The sequence below is a fragment of the Mesorhizobium sp. 113-1-2 genome, assembly GCF_016756475.1.
Lineage (GTDB): Bacteria > Pseudomonadota > Alphaproteobacteria > Rhizobiales > Rhizobiaceae > Mesorhizobium > Mesorhizobium loti_C.
In genome coordinates this window covers 2,865,340-2,881,680 of record NZ_AP023242.1, presented here as the reverse complement: position 1 = coordinate 2,881,680, position 16,341 = coordinate 2,865,340, and the positions used below count along the sequence as shown (strand labels likewise).

The 16,341-nt window shown below is 64.0% G+C and carries 16 protein-coding genes; 9 read left to right on the top strand and 7 right to left on the bottom strand.

The genetic code is table 11. The annotated features are described in order from the left end of the window. Window positions 1-2 precede the first annotated feature (2 nt). Together JN279_RS13825 and JN279_RS13820 are read right to left on the bottom strand one after the other, a co-directional pair. Window positions 3-302 carry an AzlD family protein gene (locus JN279_RS13825; RefSeq protein ID WP_096449010.1) on the bottom strand — a complete coding sequence of 100 codons (300 nt, stop codon included), beginning with the start codon at window positions 300-302 and terminating at the stop codon, window positions 3-5. Further along, window positions 299-1,033, bottom strand: coding sequence for an AzlC family ABC transporter permease (locus JN279_RS13820; protein WP_096449012.1), 735 nt, complete (start codon window positions 1,031-1,033; stop codon window positions 299-301). The genes JN279_RS13825 and JN279_RS13820 overlap by 4 nt, the downstream gene beginning before the upstream one ends. A gap of 170 nt (window positions 1,034-1,203) precedes the next feature. Between JN279_RS13820 and JN279_RS13815 the strand changes: the two genes are divergently transcribed. Both JN279_RS13815 and JN279_RS13810 read left to right on the top strand, forming a co-directional pair. Continuing rightward, window positions 1,204-1,662 carry an Lrp/AsnC family transcriptional regulator gene (locus JN279_RS13815; RefSeq protein WP_096457695.1) on the top strand — a complete coding sequence of 153 codons (459 nt, stop codon included), beginning with the start codon at window positions 1,204-1,206 and terminating at the stop codon, window positions 1,660-1,662. Between the two features lie 149 nt (window positions 1,663-1,811). Beyond that, window positions 1,812-3,014: an MFS transporter gene (locus JN279_RS13810; protein ID WP_096449014.1), complete on the top strand. Its 1,203-nt coding sequence runs from the start codon at window positions 1,812-1,814 to the stop codon at window positions 3,012-3,014. 53 nt (window positions 3,015-3,067) lie between these two features. On the opposite strand, the gene JN279_RS13805 is transcribed toward JN279_RS13810, so the two are convergent. Next, complete coding sequence (locus tag JN279_RS13805) at window positions 3,068-4,201, bottom strand: NAD(P)/FAD-dependent oxidoreductase (protein WP_096449016.1); 1,134 nt, start codon at window positions 4,199-4,201, stop codon at window positions 3,068-3,070. A 37-nt stretch (window positions 4,202-4,238) separates the two neighbouring features. Next, window positions 4,239-4,907 carry a peroxiredoxin gene (locus tag JN279_RS13800; RefSeq protein ID WP_096449018.1) on the bottom strand — a complete coding sequence of 223 codons (669 nt, stop codon included), beginning with the start codon at window positions 4,905-4,907 and terminating at the stop codon, window positions 4,239-4,241. A 143-nt stretch (window positions 4,908-5,050) separates the two neighbouring features. On the opposite strand from JN279_RS13800, the gene JN279_RS13795 reads away from it, so the two are divergent. After that, entirely contained in the window at window positions 5,051-6,757 is a 1,707-nt protein-coding gene (locus JN279_RS13795; protein ID WP_096449020.1) for an AfsR/SARP family transcriptional regulator, read from the top strand. Window positions 6,758-6,807: 50 nt separating this feature from the next. Here JN279_RS13795 and mocR read toward each other — a convergent pair whose 3' ends face one another. Beyond that, window positions 6,808-8,295: a rhizopine catabolism transcriptional regulator MocR gene (gene mocR / locus JN279_RS13790; RefSeq protein ID WP_244734571.1), complete on the bottom strand. Its 1,488-nt coding sequence runs from the start codon at window positions 8,293-8,295 to the stop codon at window positions 6,808-6,810. A gap of 79 nt (window positions 8,296-8,374) precedes the next feature. On the opposite strand from mocR, the gene JN279_RS13785 reads away from it, so the two are divergent. The 6 genes from JN279_RS13785 to JN279_RS13760 all read left to right on the top strand — a co-directional run bounded on the left by JN279_RS13785 (window position 8,375) and on the right by JN279_RS13760 (window position 14,810). Then, window positions 8,375-9,493, top strand: a complete 1,119-nt coding sequence (locus JN279_RS13785) for a Gfo/Idh/MocA family protein (protein WP_096449022.1) — start codon at window positions 8,375-8,377, stop codon at window positions 9,491-9,493. After that, entirely contained in the window at window positions 9,490-10,392 is a 903-nt protein-coding gene (gene iolE, locus JN279_RS13780; protein WP_202353035.1) for a myo-inosose-2 dehydratase, read from the top strand. Before JN279_RS13785 ends, iolE begins: the two co-directional genes overlap by 4 nt. A 113-nt stretch (window positions 10,393-10,505) precedes the next feature. Next, complete coding sequence (locus JN279_RS13775) at window positions 10,506-11,462, top strand: rhizopine catabolism ABC transporter substrate-binding protein (RefSeq protein WP_096449026.1); 957 nt, start codon at window positions 10,506-10,508, stop codon at window positions 11,460-11,462. Window positions 11,463-11,612: 150 nt separating this feature from the next. After that, window positions 11,613-12,710, top strand: coding sequence for an ABC transporter permease (locus JN279_RS13770; RefSeq protein ID WP_096449028.1), 1,098 nt, complete (start codon window positions 11,613-11,615; stop codon window positions 12,708-12,710). After that, window positions 12,710-13,504, top strand: a complete 795-nt coding sequence (locus JN279_RS13765; protein WP_202353034.1) for an ATP-binding cassette domain-containing protein — start codon at window positions 12,710-12,712, stop codon at window positions 13,502-13,504. The genes JN279_RS13770 and JN279_RS13765 overlap by 1 nt, the downstream gene beginning before the upstream one ends. 139 nt (window positions 13,505-13,643) lie before the next feature. After that, window positions 13,644-14,810, top strand: coding sequence for an extracellular catalytic domain type 1 short-chain-length polyhydroxyalkanoate depolymerase (locus tag JN279_RS13760; RefSeq protein WP_202353033.1), 1,167 nt, complete (start codon window positions 13,644-13,646; stop codon window positions 14,808-14,810). Between the two features lie 56 nt (window positions 14,811-14,866). Here the strand turns inward: JN279_RS13760 and JN279_RS13755 are convergent, their stop codons facing one another. Together JN279_RS13755 and JN279_RS13750 are read right to left on the bottom strand one after the other, a co-directional pair. Next, window positions 14,867-15,469, bottom strand: coding sequence for a general stress protein (locus JN279_RS13755; RefSeq protein ID WP_202353032.1), 603 nt, complete (start codon window positions 15,467-15,469; stop codon window positions 14,867-14,869). A 25-nt stretch (window positions 15,470-15,494) separates the two neighbouring features. Beyond that, window positions 15,495-16,244 (bottom strand): DUF4142 domain-containing protein, encoded by a 750-nt coding sequence (locus JN279_RS13750; RefSeq protein ID WP_202353031.1) that lies wholly within the window; start codon window positions 16,242-16,244, stop codon window positions 15,495-15,497. Between the last annotated feature and the right edge of the window lie 97 nt (window positions 16,245-16,341).

Here is a 16,341-nt window from a genome sequence, read left to right as displayed (position 1 = left end):
GGCTAGCCGATGAAATGCCTGAGCAGCCCCGCCGAGGCGACCCCGATCAGCACGGTCGGCAGCATGGACAACCGCATCGCCGCGACAAAAGTGATGGCCAGCGCCAGCAGATCGGCTGGGTTCTTCGACACGAACGCCGGCGCGATAACCGAGATCAGCACGCAGCCTGGTGCCGCTTCCATCACCGCCGTGGCGCGAGCACTGAGCACGCGGTTGCGCAGCACGACATAGCCGCCGATCCGGGTGAGATAGGTGACGCCGGCCATCAGAACGATGGTGAGAAGGGTTGCCATGTCGATCATGCCTCACCTGCCATCAGCCAGGCAGCGGCGAGCCCCGACACCGCGCCCGCCGCGACATACCAGGCGCCGGGAATGAAGAGATAGACAAGGGCGGCGGCGACCAGGCTGACCAGCCACGGCCGCGCCGCCGAAACACTTTTCCACATGCCGCGCATCAGCACCAGGAAGACGGCCGGAAACGCCATGTCGAAACCATAGGTCTCGACATGACCGAGCATCGGCCCGAGCAAGGCGCCGAGCGTGGTGAAGGAAACCCAGGTCAGATACATCGCCAGCGCCGCGCCCATATAGTAGCGCGGGCTGAAGGCCGGCGTGATCCCGGCGGCAGCGCGCTGCTTGGCATCGGCCAGGCCCAGCGCCCAGCTTTCGTCGCACAGGAAGAACAGCGCCGGAAACACCTTGCGCCGCGGCAGGTCGCGCAGGAACGGCGCGAGTGCTGCTCCCATCAGCAGATGCCGGCTGTTGACCAGGAAGGTGATGGCGACGATGAGCAGGATATGCGGTGGCGACGTCCACAACTGGATCGCCGCGAATTCCGAGCCGCCGGCGAAGTTCAGCCCCGTCATCATGGACAGTTCGAGCGTGCTCAACCCTTTCTGTGTGGCCTGGGCGCCAAGCACCAGCGCATAGGGGATGGTGCCGAGCAGCACCGGCGCGCACGATGCCACGCCCCGGCGGAACTCGGATCCCGAGCCATCGCCCGCCGCTTCGATTGTCTGTGAAATGCTCATGCTCAGCCGTCGGCGGGCCTCGCGGCCGCCGCTTCCCTGCGTTTGAACTCTCGTGATACCGGCGGCAACCATACCCACACCGCTCCGCAATTTGGTTGCGAAGATTGTTGTTTTTCACCCATTTTTGGCATTGAGTGTCACTCATGGCCGATAAAGTGGAATTCAACACCATGAAGCTCGATGACATCGACAGGCGCATCCTGCGGGCGCTGCAACGCAACGGCCGCATGGCCAACAACGAACTGGCCAATGAGGTCGGCCTGTCGCCCTCGCCTTGCCTGCGGCGCGTCAAGCTTCTGGAGGAGGCCGGCGTCATCGACCGCTATGTCGCCGTGGTCAACCCTGCCAGCATCGGCAAGGGCCTCACCTTCTTCACCCGCATCTGGCTGAAGACGCAGGACGAGGACACCATCGAGCACTTCGCCACCGAAGTGGCCAAGCTGCCGCAAGTCATGGAATGCTATCTGATGCTGGGCGACTGCGACGCCATGGTGCGCGTGGTGGCGGCCGACATCAACGACTATCGCCGCTTCCAGTCGGAACATCTGAGCCGCATCAAGGGTGTCCAGAACGTCAAGACCGACGTGCCCAGCTGGACGATCAAATACACGTCGGAACTGCCGATCTGACTGGCGCCCGCAAGGCGATCCGGCCGGCCGGAAATAGCGTCATTCCAGACTGGATAAAAAATGCAACCGGATTGTAGGATCGGTCTCCGTGCCAGCGTCCTTCGGACGCAAGCGGCGCTCGGCGCTGCGCTCTGGCATGGGAGATTTGCATGAACCTTTCCTATCGTTGGGTCATCGTCGCGGCAGGCGCGCTGATGTCCTGTGTCGCCATCGGCACGATGTTTTCGCTGGCGATCTTTCTCGAACCGATGGCGCTCGACACGCAGTGGTCGCGCGCCGGCATTTCGAGCGCCATGACGCTCAACTTCCTGGTCATGGGCCTCGGCGGTTTCGCCTGGGGCGCTCTCTCCGACCGTTTTGGCGCCCGTATCGTCGTGGCGATCGGTGCCGTGCTGCTCGGCCTGGCACTTGTAGTGTCGAGCCGCGCCGGCTCGCTTCTGACCTTCCAGATCAGCTATGGCGTGCTCGTCGGGCTTGCGGCCAGCGCCTTCTTCGCGCCGATGATCGCGCTGACCACGGCCTGGTTCGACACCAATCGCGGCCTTGCGGTTTCGCTGGTCTCGGCGGGCATGGGCGTCGCCCCGATGACGATCTCGCCCTTCGCCCGCTGGCTGATCTCGGCCTATGAATGGCGCACCGCCATGTTCGACATCGGCATCATGGCCTGGGTGCTGTTGCTGCCGGCGGTGCTTTTGGTCCGCCAGCCGCCAAAACCCGCTATTGCCGATGCGGCCTCCGCGCCGGTCGCCGAGGGTGCCGGCATGAGCGTGGCGCAGGCGCTGCGTTCGCCGCAGTTCGTCGTGCTCGGGCTGACCTTTTTCGCCTGTTGTGCCGCCCATTCCGGGCCGATCTTCCACATGGTCAGCTACGCCATGCTGTGCGGCGTCGCCCCCATGGCGGCGGTCACGATCTACAGCGTCGAGGGTCTCGCTGGCTTGGGTGGCCGGCTTCTCTACGGCGTGCTGGCCGATAGGCTCGGCGTCAAGCCGGTGCTGATCGCGGGTCTGGCGATCCAGGCGGTCGTCATTGCCGCCTATCTCTCGGTCAACCAGCTCGACCAGTTCTATATGCTGGCCGTCATCTTCGGCGCCACCTATGGCGGCGTCATGCCGCTCTATGCCGTGCTGGCGCGTGAATATTTCGGCCAGCGCATCCTCGGCACCGTGTTCGGCGCCGCGACCATGCTGTCCAGTCTCGGCATGGCGCTCGGCCCGCTCGCCGGCGGCATGGTGTTCGATGCCTATGCCAGCTACCACTGGCTGTTCATCGGCTCGGCCCTTATCGGCCTGGGTGCCGCGGGCATAGCGATCGCCTTCCCGCCCCTGCCGCGAAAGCAGTTGCAGATGGCCTGAAGCAACGGGACGGGCGGCGGCGACAATTCACCGGCGCCCGTCCTTCTCGAAGGTCAATGCCCGAACCAGCGGGCCTTGCGGCTGGAGCCGAAATTCACCTTGTCGACCCGCAAAGCCTCCGACGGTTCGTAGAAAGCACCGGTGGGTTTCGGGCCGGAGAAGAAATCAACATCCACCCTGGCGATCCGGTTGGCACCGAACTCGATGTAGCAGGATCCCGCGCCCGGGTTCCTGGCCGTCGGTTCCTCATGGCGCAGCCTGGCGATCAGGTTGGCAGCAACGGTGCGTGCGGCGCCCTCGGCAAAGACGCCCGCCTTCGGCGCGCCCGTATTGGCAAGATCCCCCAGCGCGTAGACGCCGGGAAATCGGGTTTCGAGTGTGCGCGGATCGATGGTGACCCAGCCGCCCTCGGTGATGCCGGCCTCGACGACGACATCGGGCGCGCGGTTCCGGGGCACGCCCAGGAACAGATCGCAGGGCAGTTCGCCGCCATTGTCGAGCGTCACAACCTTGCGGCCCTCGTCCACGGAAACCACGCGGGTGCTGGGGATGAAGGTGATGCCGCGCTCGGCAAAGGCGGCCAGAAGCGCCTTCGACGTTTCGGGAGACGGGGGCACCGGGCTCGACATCGGGTTCACATAGGTGATCTGGCAGTCGCCCCGGACGCCCCTCTCGGTCAGGTAGTCATGCAGCATCAACGCGCATTCGCTGGGCGCGGGCGGACATTTATAAGGCGCGCCGCAGACGCCGATGACGGCATGGCCCCGGGTGAAACCGGGCAGCACCTTGGCCATGTGAGCGGCGCCCGGAACCGAATAGAATTCGTTGCGGCCAAGCGTGATGCCGGGTGTGCCCGATACGTCATAGTCGGCGCCGAGAGCGATCACCAATATGTCCGCCTCGTGCACACCTTTGTCCGTCGTCACGCGCCGCCGTTCCGGGTCGATGGCGGTGACGGTCTCGCGCTTCATCGTGACGCCGGCCTTGGCGTAGTCGGCGTAGGGCAGCCGCACAGCCGCTTCGGTTGCGCGGCCGAACATCACATCAAGCTTGGCAAAGCCGAACACGAAGGAATCCGACTTGTCGATCAGGGTGACAGCAATGCTGTCACCCAAAGCTTCTGACAAGGACGTGCTGAGCTCCAGCCCGCCGAAACCGGCGCCAAGGATAAGGATACGGGTTTTCATATTGTCACCTCTTGTTGCCGGACGCCTGGAAGAAGGCTCAGGCGTTGCCGTGCGGCTGCGGGACGATGCGGATATAGGGCTTGGGCTGCTTCCAGCCCTCGGGATAGAGCGCCTTGGCTTCATCATTCGAAACCGAACCCGCGATGATCACGTCGTCGCCTTGCCGCCAGTTCACCGGCGTGGCGACGCGATGCTTGGCGGTCAGCTGCATGGAGTCCACCACACGCAGGATCTCGTCGAAGTTCCGCCCGGTGGTCATCGGATAGGCGATCATCAGCTTGATCTTCTTGTCGGGCCCGATGACGTAGACATGGCGCACCGTCTGGTTGTCGGCCGCCGTGCGCCCCTCGGCACTGTCGCCGGCCGTGGCGGGCAGCATGTCATAGAGCTTGGCAATGGCCAGCATCGGGTCGCCGATCATCGGGAAATTCGGCGCATGTCCCTGGGTCTCGGCAATGTCATCAGCCCATCCGGCATGACGCTCGACCGGGTCGACGGAGAGCCCGATGATCTTGACGCCACGCATGTCGAACTCGGGCTTCAGCTTGGCCATGTAACCGAGTTCGGTGGTGCAGACGGGGGTAAAATCCTTGGGATGGGAAAACAGGATGCCCCACGAGTTGCCCAGCCAGTCATGGAAGCTGATTGGGCCGTGTGTGGTCTCGGCGGCGAAGTCAGGCGCGGTGTCGGCGATACGAAGAGACATTTGATCCTCCTGTGAACGGTCGGAATTGACTACGGGTGCAGCTTAGGCAACCTATGTTCCGCCAGCGTTCCCCGCCCCACAGGCGCTTGTGACGGCCGTTTTTTTGGCGGCAATGGCGGATCGCTTGCTGAGGGGTGCTTCGGGTGCGCGTTCAAGTCCAATTGCTCGGCGGGTTCAGTGTCGGTCTGGACGGTCAAGTCATTCCGGCCGCGGCCTGGCGCCGTGACCGTGGCGCGGCGCTGGTGAAGCTGCTTGCCGTCACCCGTTCGCACCGCATTCACCGAGAACAGGTCATGGAGGCCTTCTGGCCCGATCTTGATCCGGAGGCTGCCGGAGCGAATCTGCGCAAGGCCATCCACTTCGCCCGCCGCGCCTTGGGTGCTCATGACCTGATCGAGCAGACGGCCGATGTCATCGCCCTCGCCCCAGCGGCCGATCTTGAAGTCGACGTTGACGCTTTCGAGGCCGCCGCCAAACTTGCCTTGCGAGGCTCCGACCCTAGCGCCTGCGAAATGGCCGCCGATCTCTACATGGGAGACCTGCTGCCGGACGACCCCTATGTCGACTGGTTCGAAACGCCCCGCCAGGCCCTGCGGCAGCGCTATGCCGAGGTGCTGCGGGCCGGCAGACTGTGGCAGCGCCTGATCGCGCTGGACCCGGCCGACGAGCAGGCGCAATGCGCCCTGATGCAGGCGGCGCTCGACGCCGGCAACCGGACCGAGGCGATCCGGCTGTTCAATCAGCTCAGCCAAAGCCTGCGCATCGATCTTGGCGTCGGCCCGGGCGCTGAAACCGTGAAGCTCTACGAAAAGGCGTTGGCCGTGCCTTCGATCGATCCCGTCGGGCTAAGCGACCGCATCCGCGCCTCGCTGGCCTGGGGCCTGCTGCACCTGCAAAGCGGCGATTTCGCCAAGGCCGGCCAGGTCGGCCGGGAAACCCGCGAACTGGCGATGGGCGCAGGGTTGGCCCGCGAGGTTGGCGAGGCCAGCGCCCTGATCGGCCTAGTGGCCCACATGCAGGGCCAGTGGCGCGAACTGTTCAGGGCGGAGTTCATCGAATGGGTCCGCTCCAGGCCGGCCTTCGTCTCCAACGTTTTTGACGGGCATCTGTGCCTGGCCGAATTCTGCCTCTGCAGTGCCAAGGGCCACCACGACATCGCCGCCTCGGCACGGGAGTTGCTGTCGGTGGCCGAGGGCGCCGGCTCGGTCGCCGGACGCGGCCTGGCCTCGCTCGTGCTGGGCGAAGCGGCGCTGTTCTCGGGCCAGCTGGCCGAGGCCGAACGCATGTTGACCGAAGCCGAAAAACTCTATGCGCAGGTGGGAGCCGTTGCCGGCCGCGTACTGGCGCTGCAGCGCCAGACGGAACTCGCGCTTGCCCGCCGCCAGAAATGGCAGGCGGGACGGCTGATCCACCGCGCCACCACCCTTGCCCATTCTTCCTGGCTGGCGCCGCATTTGCTGATCAGCCTGAAAGGGCTTGAGGTGCGCGCCGCCGCCACCCCCGAGAGGATCGCCGAGACCATTCGCGAAGGTGACCGTATGCTGTCATCGGGCTGTAATTGCCAGCCTTGCTCGATGACCTTCCGCACCGCGGCTGCCGTTGCCCTGGCCGAGGCGGGCGAGATCGAGCAGGTCAACCGCCGGCTCGACGAGGCTGAGCGGGTCGCCGGCATGTGGAACGGCGGCCCCTGGGTGGCTGCCGTGTGGGAAGCGCGCGGCGTGCAGCGCCGGGCCGAGCGTAACGAAACCCGGGCGGTGGCGGCGTTCGAGGAAGCAGCCACGCGCTTTGCCGCGCTTGGCAGACCGATCGACGAGGTGCGCTGTCGGGCACGGATGGCTGAGCTGGGCTAGCACCATCCATCGGCGCGAGCCCATCTCAAAAAGCTAATAATCCCAGCGGCTTACCCAGGGTTGCTCATTCGCGAAAAATGGCTTTGCAGCACGGTGCGGAACTTTTGCATCGTCTTTTCGGTCGTCTGCGCATCGGCCGCCGCAAAGCCCATGACAAGGCCGTTTTGCTCCGTGCCATGGCGATACTGAATCGACAGCGCCGAGACGTTTATGCCGTGCTGAAGCGCCGCTTCGGCAACCGCCCGGTCGCTGCATCTGTCGCGGAAAATGCCGACGACCTGGATGCCGGATTCGGTGGTGTGGAAATCCAGCCATTCGCCGAGATGCCTTTGCGCGCTTTCCAGGAAGAACTGCCGCCTCTCCGCATAGAGCCGCCGCATGCGCCGGAGATGGCGGGTGAAATGCCCCTCATTCATAAAGTCCGCAAGCGCGGCCTGGGTCAGTAAGGGCGCGAACTGGCCGCTCACGCTCAACGCCGAGACGATCGTATGGTCGATCGCCTTGGGCGCCACCATAAAGCCGAGCCGCATCGCCGGGAAAAGGATCTTGGCGAAGGTGCCGACATAGACCACGCGGTTTGACGCGCCGATGCCTTGCAGCGCCGGAATGGGCTGGCCCTGAAAACGGTATTCGCCGTCATAGTCGTCCTCGATGATCCACGAGCGCCAGCTTTCGGCCATGTGCAGGAGATTGAGCCGCTGTTCCATCGGCATGGTTATGCCGAGCGGGTGATGGCAGGAGGGCGTCACGAAGATCATGCGCGGAATGACAGCCGGCGGCTCGAGGTGCCAGCCCGCCTTGCTGACGCGCAGCGGTGCCAGCCTCGCCCCGGCCGAGACGAAGGCCGACCCGGCGCCATAATAGCCCGGCTCCTCCATCCACACCGTGTCGCCGTCATCGATCAGCAGTCGCGCCAGGAGATCGAACGCCGACTGCGCGCCATTGGTAACGACGATCTGCTCGGCCGTGCACTTCACGCCGCGCGACGCGGTGAGGTAGCGCGCTATGGCCTCGCAAAGCGGCGGATAGCCGTTGACGTGATAAGTGCCGAAAAGATCGATATGCGCGAATTTGGCGCGGCGGCTGAGCAGTTTCGACCAGGTGTTGAACGGAAAATTGTCCGGGTCCGGCATGCCGGGATGAAAGGCGAGCATGCCCGGCCGGCCATGGTGATAGGGTTGGGCAAGCATGGTCTGCCCGCGCCGCGATATCGGATTGGCGTCCTCGACCGACACCTGTTCCGCCGCCACCGAACGGGTCGGCAGGTCCATGACCACCGAAGGCCTGCGCGGCCGTATCGCCAGATAGCCTTCCAGTGCCAGCTGGTCGCATGCGGCAATCACCGTATTACGGCCGATATTCAGATCCCGCGCCATGACCCGTGTCGAGGGCAGTGCGTGGCCGCTCGGCAGCACACGCCGTTCGATCAGGCCGCGCAACTGGACATAGAGCTGCCTGTGCAGATTGGCGGGGCTGTCGCGATCGAGCGCGATGCCGTCGACGGGAAAACTGGTCTTCATCTGGTTCCTGAAAATCATTGGAATCTGGTTCTAACAATGGAACCAAAGGCGGCCTAGGCTCAAGAAAAAAGCGTTCGGGTTCAGATGGGGCTGGCCGATGCAGTGCATAAGGGTGGGAGTGATCGGTGCCGGCGGCGTCGCCCAGGTCGAGCACATCCCGAATCTGCTCAAGCTGCACCGGCAGTTCAAGATTCTCGGCGTCTACGATCCGTCGCGAAAAGTCCGCGCCTTCGTCGGCGAGGAATTCGGCCTCGAGACATTTTCAGATCTCGACGCACTCCTTGCACTGCCGCTTGACGCCGTGGTCATCGCCTCACCGGACGCGCTGCACCGAGAACAGAGCCTCGCCGCCTTCGCCAGGGGGCTGCATGTCTTCTGCGAAAAGCCGCTTTGCTACAGCACGCAGGACATCGATGAATTGATCGCCGCCAGGGATCGCGCCGGAAAGGTGCTCCAGGTCGGCTACATGAAGCGTTTCGACCCGAGCTACGAGGCGGCACTGAACATGCTGCCCGGCACGGCGCGGACGCTTCGCTGCGTTTCGGTCGAGGTCAACGATCCCGACGCCTGGCCCTTCATTCGGCACGCCTCCACTTGCCGGGGTGATGACGTCGCGGCGGAATTGATTGCCTCGACCGAAGCCAGGCAGCGCGAGCAGGTGGAGCGTGCCGTGCCGGGGATGGACGATCCCGACACCTTTCGCGGCTTTGTCGGCGCCTATTCCTCGTCGATCGTGCACGACGTCAACGCCGTCCACGGCTTGCTCGATGCACTCGGTGTCGCCGATGGCGAGATCGTCGGCGCCTCGCTCTTCGCCAAGGGCGAAGGCGGCCAGGGCGCCGTGCTGCTCCTAGGCGGCCAGGCATTGTGGACCATGGTCCACATCGCCACTCCGGGGCTGCCCGATTATCGCGAGTGCATCACGCTCCACTTCGACGACGCCTCGCTCGAACTGGAATTCCCCTCGCCTTATCTCAATCACCAGCCGACGCGGCTGACCATCCGCACCGGCGACGGCCACACGCTTTCCAGCGGCGACATCCGCAGCGGCTACGAAGAGGCCTTCGTCGAGGAGTTGAGAGGGTTCTGGTCGGCGATCGTCGAAGGCTCAGCCGTGCGCAACACCGCCGAACATGCCCGCCGCGACATGACGCTGCTGGCCGGGCTGACCCGCCATCACCTTGCCCAATCGAAGCAATCAGGAGTTCGCCCGTGACGGTTGTTCGCATCGGCATCAATCCGATCACCTGGACCAATGATGACGTGCCGGAACTCGGCGGCGACACTCCGCTTGAAGTCTGCCTCAGCGAAACCAGACAGGCCGGTTATTCCGGCACCGAACTTGGCGGCAAGTTTCCGCGCCACTCGGCCGAGTTGAAGCGTATCATGGCACAGTATGGCCTTGCTGTGGTTTCCGGCTGGTATGACGGCCGTTGCGACGAAAAGGACCTCAATGCGGAGATGGATGCGATCACGCCGCATCTCCAGCTTTTGAAGGATATGGGCTCCACCCATGTCGTCTATGCCGACACCTCGCGCGGGCGCCACAACGCCATCTGGGGGCCGATCTCGCAGCGTCCTGCGCTGAGCCCCGAGGAATGGCCGGCCTATGGCCGCAAGCTGACGGCGCTGGCCGAACGGATGGCGGATTTCGGCGTGCGCATGGCCTTTCACCATCATATGGGCACCATCGTCGAAACCGACGCCGAGGTTGGCCTCCTGATGCGGCACACCGGCGAAGCGGTCGGCCTGCTCTACGACACCGGCCATTCCATATTTTCGGGCGGCGATCCGCTGGCGCTGGTCAAGGCGCACGTCAAACGAGTCGTGCATGTGCATTGCAAGGACGCTCGCAAACCCGTGCTCGAGCGAGCCCGCGCCGAGGACATGAGTTTCATGGGCGCGGTCATGGAAGGGATCTTCACCGTCCCCGGCGACGGCTTCATCGACTATCCCGCCATTTTGCGCGTGCTGGCCGACAATGGTTACAGCGGCTGGCTGGTCGTCGAGGCCGAGCAGGATCCCAGCAAGGCCAATCCGCTGACCTATGCGACAATGGGATTCCAGAACCTGTCGCGCATGGCACGGCAAGCCGGATTTGACGTCATCGAGTGATCGAGGCCGCCATGCGGCCTCTGGGGAACCAGTGCTGAGGAATGAAACTGGAATGAAGGGGCAACTGGACTGCCGACCGTAATTGCGGCGGCGGAAAACAAACAGGAGGTTCTATGTTTTCGCTTGCGAAATTAGTAAAGCCTGCGCTCGGCCTGCTGGCCGGCTTCACGATGATGGCGGCGGCCACGACCCTTGCGGCCGCCGACGAAACGCGGGTGGTGTTCGTCACCCATGGCCAGAGCGGCGACCCCTACTGGTCGGTGGTCAAGAACGGCATGGACGATGCCGCCAAGACGCTGGGCGTCAAGGCCGAATATCTGGCGCCCGAAACCTTCGACATGGCCAAGATGGCACAGATGATCGACGCCATCACGGCCTCGAAACCGGACGGCATGGTCATTTCGATCCCCGATGCGGCCGCGCTTTCAACGCCGGTCAAGAACGCCGTCGCCGCCGGCATCCCGGTCATCATCATCGATTCAGGCGGCTCGAAACTCACGCACGATCTTGGCGGCCTGCTGTTCATGGGGCAGGATGAATTCCAGGCGGGCGTCATGGCCGGCGAGCGCATCAAGGCGCTCGGCCTCACCAAGGCGGTCTGCGCCAACCACGAGGTCGGCAATTCGAGCCTCGACGACCGCTGCGCCGGCTTTGCCAAGGGGCTGGGAGTCGACGTTCCGGTGATGAACGGCGTCATCGACCCGACCGAAATGAAGAACCGCGTGATCGCCTACATGACCGCTCATGCCGATACACAGTTCATTCTCGCCGTCGGCGCCAGCGGTGCCGAACCGACGCTGGCCGCGCTTGATGAATTGGGCCTCTCCGGCAAGGTGAAGACCGGCACGTTCGATCTCTCCCCCACGATCCTGCAGGCCGTCGTCGCTGGCAAGATGGAATGGGGCATCGACGCCCAGCAATATGCCATGGGCTACATCCCGGTCGCGATGTTCGACCTTTGGAAGAAGTACAAGATCATGCCGATCGCCGACTATCCGACCGGCCCCGGCTTCGTCACCAAGGACACCGCCGCCTCGGTCATCGAGCTGTCGAAACTCGGCAAGCGCTAGCACTGGCGGCCGGGGCCCCGCTCCGGCCGCTTCATCAGAGCAATTCCAGGAAAAGTGTGAGCGGTTTTCCGTCCGGAATTGCGTCAAGACAAGGAGATAGAGCTGTTCAGCGTGAAACGATGAACGGCTCTATGTGAAGGGCAAGCAGCCATGGTTTCAGAGATTCGCGACGAGCGGGTCCGGTCCGTCTCACGCCTCAGCCGCCTGTTGAGCAGGCCGGAGCTTGGCGCGGCGGCCGGCACGGTGCTGGTCTTCGTGTTCTTCGCCATAACGGCGGGAAGCTCGGGACTGTTCAGTGCCAAGGGCATCGTCAACTTCCTCGAAGTCTCGGCCCAGCTCGGCATTCTCGCCGCCCCCGTGGCTCTGCTGATGATCGCCGGCGAGTTCGACCTCTCGGTCGGCTCGATGATCGGCTTTGCCGGCATCCTGATCGCCATCCCCGCCGTGTTCTGGGGCTGGCCGATCTGGCTGTCGCTGCTGCTCACCTTCGCCGTCTGCGGTGGCATCGGCGCGCTGAACGGCCTCGCCGTCGTCAGGACTGGCCTGCCCTCCTTCATCGTCACGCTCGGCAGCCTGTTCATGCTGCGCGGCCTCACCCTTGGCCTCACGCGCGGCATTTCAGGGCGGACCCAGGTGTCGGGCGTGCACGAGCTGGCGTTGCACGATCCGCTCAACAGCCTGTTTTCGGGACAGGTGTTTTCCGGCCTGATCGCCGGGCTTGCCGATATCGGCCTGATCGGCAAGCGGGCCGACGGCCTGCCGTCGATCTCAGGCATCCCGGTGTCGATCGTCTGGTGGATCGTGCTGACACTGGCCTGCACCTGGCTCTTGACGCGCAGCCGCTTCGGCAACTGGATTTTTGCCGCCGGCGGCGAAGCCAATGCCGCGCGCAATCTCGGCGTGCCGGTGGCGCGCACCAAGATCACGCTGTTCGTCATGACGGCGCTCGCGGCAGCCCTGTTCGCGGCGATCCAGGTGCTGGTCACCGGCTCCGCCGACACGCTTCGCGGCACGCAGAAGGAATTTGAGGCCATCATCGCCGTCGTCATCGGCGGCACGCTGCTCACCGGCGGCTACGGATCGGCCGTCGGCGCCATGTTCGGCGCCCTGATCTTCGGCGTGGTGCAGATGGGCATCTTCTACACCGGCATCGACACCGACTGGTTCAAGCTGTTCATGGGCGCCATGATGGTCATCGCGGTGCTGTTCAACAGCTATGTGCGCAACCGCGCCATGAGGAGCCGGTGATGGCCGAGCCCTATGTCGAACTGAAGTCGGTCAGCAAATATTTTGGCTCGGTCGTCGCGCTGAAGGACGTGTCCTTCGACGTCTGTCCCGGCGAGGTGCATTGCCTGCTCGGCGACAATGGCGCCGGCAAGTCGACGCTGATCAAGACGCTGTCGGGCGTCTACACGCCCGACGAGGGTGAAATCCGCGTCCAGGGGAAGGCGACACGGTTTGCCTCGCCCGCCGATACGCGCGACAGCGGCATCGCGACCGTCTACCAGGACCTGGCGCTGGTGCCGCTGATGAGCGTGGCGCGCAACTTCTTCCTCGGGCGCGAGCCGATGCGCAAATTCGGGCCGATCAGCCAGTTCGACGCCGAGTTCGCCAACCGCACCGCCTATGACGAGATGTCGGCGATGGGCATCCAGCTGCGCGACCCCGAACAGCCGGTCGGCACGCTGTCGGGCGGCGAACGGCAATGCCTGGCCATCGCGCGTGCCGTCTATTTCGGCGCCAAGGTGCTGATCCTCGACGAGCCGACATCGGCGCTGGGCGTCCACCAGGCCTCCGTGGTCCTGAAGCTCATCGTCCAGTCCAAGGCGCGCGGCATCGGCGTCATCTTCATTTCCCACAACGTTCATCACGCCTATGTCGTCGGCGACCGCTTCACCCTATTGAAGCGCGGCCGGAGCACCGGCACCTACGCCAAGGGCGAAATCACCCGCGACCAGCTGCTCAATTTGATGGCCGGCGGCAAGGAACTGGTGGATCTGGAACAGGAACTGGCGAAGTCGGCCAGGAATGGGCCGGCCTGAGATACCGCGCCGGCCTGGAACGGAGCATTCGCCTCTCGTCTACCCCAGCGTAAGCTTGTTATTGTGCAGTGCAGCAACGATGTTGCCGTAAGTGCGTTGTGCTCGGGCTTCCGCCATTCCGGCGGTCTAGGATTTCGATTTGCGGAACATCTCAGATACGATCGCTCGCCTTTCGGCCATGCGAGGCCGGCCGGCATTTTCCCAACCGGGCCATCTCGACAGTCTGTCCGACCTGGCCACGTTCGGGTCCAATCCAGGCGCCTTGCGGGCACGCTTCTACGTTCCTGAGAACTTGCCGCGCGGAGCCGCACTTGTCGTCGTCTTGCACGGCTGCACGCAGACGGCGGCCGGCTATGATCACGGGTCTGGCTGGTCTCGCCTGGCAGAAGAGGAAGGGTTTGCGGTGTTGCTGCCGGAACAGCAGCGCGCCAACAATGCCAATCTCTGCTTCAACTGGTTCGTGCCCGAAGACGTCACCCGTGATCGCGGCGAAGTGCTCTCCATCCGCCAGATGATCGAAGCCATGGTGACGAAGCATGGCCTGGACCGCTGGCGCGTTTTCATCACCGGTCTGTCCGCCGGCGGCGCCATGGCGGCGGCAATGCTGGCAACATATCCGGAGGTGTTCGCCGGCGGCGCAATCATTGCGGGACTTGCCTATGGCAGCGCATCGACGATCCCGGAAGCGTTCGATCGCATGCGTGGGCATGGTGGCCCGTCTCAGTCGGAACTCCAGCGACGTCTGGCGCAGGCGTCGCCGCATCAGGGAAGCTGGCCGAAAATCTCAATCTGGCAGGGCACGGCCGACCACGCGGTGGCGCCGTCCAATGCGGACTCCCTTGTCGCCCAATGGCAGAGCGTTCATCGCGTCGGGGCAAGCCCTGTTCGAAAAGAGACCGTCGATGGACAAACGCGGCAAGTCTGGTGCGACGCCGATGGCCGTGAGGTGATCGAAAAATACACAATTGCCGGCATGGGCCATGGCACCCCCTTGAAGACAGGCGGTGCCGACGGCTTGGGCCATGCCGCGCCGTTCATGCTGGAGGTCGGAATATCGTCGACGAGACGTATGGCGGCCTTCTGGGATCTTGCGAGCCGGAATGCACCAAGAGGGGCGAAGTTTGAGGCGGCCGCAGCGAACCCCACCGCAGGTACGGACTTGCGCCCATATATAGCGCCCGAAAAGTCGAGGCCAGCGCGGGTCGAACCTGCCGAACAACCGCGTTCAGATGGTTCACGCGCTTCTGCTACAGGCATTGGCAAGACTATTGAGGATGCGCTTCGCGCGGCTGGCTTGATGCGTTAGCCGAAGGCTGTTCGGCAGAATGGCCCCGCCGCCTTTCGGCTGCGAGGCCCTGTCGATCAAACTCGGTTTACATCGCGAGCACCATCGCGGCCGATTTCGTTCGAGCGGTAGTTCTCCGCGTCAGCGTCGAAGCCGGTCCAACCGTCGGCCTGGTATTCGCCACGCCGTGCTTCCAGGTTAACAGACGTAGCCTGTCCCAGAATCCTTTCGGCCTCCGGCACCAACTGCTCGTCGACCTTGGCTGTGACCAGAGTGCCGCCGCGGCGCACACCCTCGGCGTAGACATGGGCATCATGTTCCGGGACACCGGAATCGGTGAGGGCACCGACGATGCCGCCTGCCGCGCCGCCAACCACGGCACCACCAACGACACCGACGGCAGTGGCAGCCAGCCATCCGGCAGCCACCACCGGACCGACGCCCGGAATGGCCATCAAGCCAAGCCCGGCGAGCAGTCCACCGGCTCCGCCGATCGCGGCTCCCAGTCCAGCCCCACCGGCGGCGTCATCGGCAGCCTTGGAACCGTCATTGTCGTGCTGATTGTCCGAATTGCTGGAAACGATGCTGATGTCGTCACGCGCGACACCGCTGGCTTCCAATTCGCCGACGGCGTCGGAAGCATCATCGTAATTGTCGAAAAGTCCGGTTACGGTTTTCATGGTTTTGATCTCCTGGATTTCAGTGTCAGTTGGTGCCGGCAACGACGTTGCCCTTGTAGTCCAGCGCCACAGTGGTGTTCTTGCCGTCCTTGTTGGCCTGGCCGCGCCAGATGCCCTGGTCGTCCTTGGTCAGCTTCGACACATCGGCGAAGCCGGCGTCCTGGATACGGCCCTTGGCCTGGTCCTCGGTGAAGCTGTTGGCCCCGGGAAACGGAGGCATGGGGTCGGGTGCACCGCCGACCGTGTTCTTGGGCGTCTGCGAATCCGAGGACTGGGTGCCCATGGTCGCCGCGATCTTCTCGATCATCTCCTGATGCATCTTGAGCGTCGGCACGGTCTGCTGGGCGAACGTCTTCAGCTCGGCGTTGTCGCCGTCCTTGGCGTAGCTTTCGAACAGCTTCACGGCATCGGTGTGCGCGTCGCGCTGCATCTGGACGTAGGGGGCGTCGATCGGATCCTTGCCGTTCTGCAGAGTGTCGACATCACCCTTGAGCTTGGCATCCAGTTCCTTGGGAACCGTCAGCTTCTGCTCGCCGGCGATCGTCTCCAGCTTGGCGTTGGCCGCACCGTGATCGTCGATCATCTTGTGGGCGAAATCCTTGACGCTCTGATCCTGCACCTTGGCTTCGGCGACCTTGCTGGAATCGACCTCGAACATGCCGCCCGCAGCGGCCTTGTTGACGAAGTCCTGCGCGCTGTCGGCGGCAAGTGCAGGCAGGGCAAAAGCCATGGCTGTAGTTGTGGCCAGTGAGGCTAGAAATAGGCGTGTTTTCATTGGGGAAGGTCCTTTCATGCACACATGTGCTGGGGACCTAACCTGCGTCAGTCGGCTTTGTTCCGGACGGTCACAGATAATCTGGCGGTGACCTTCG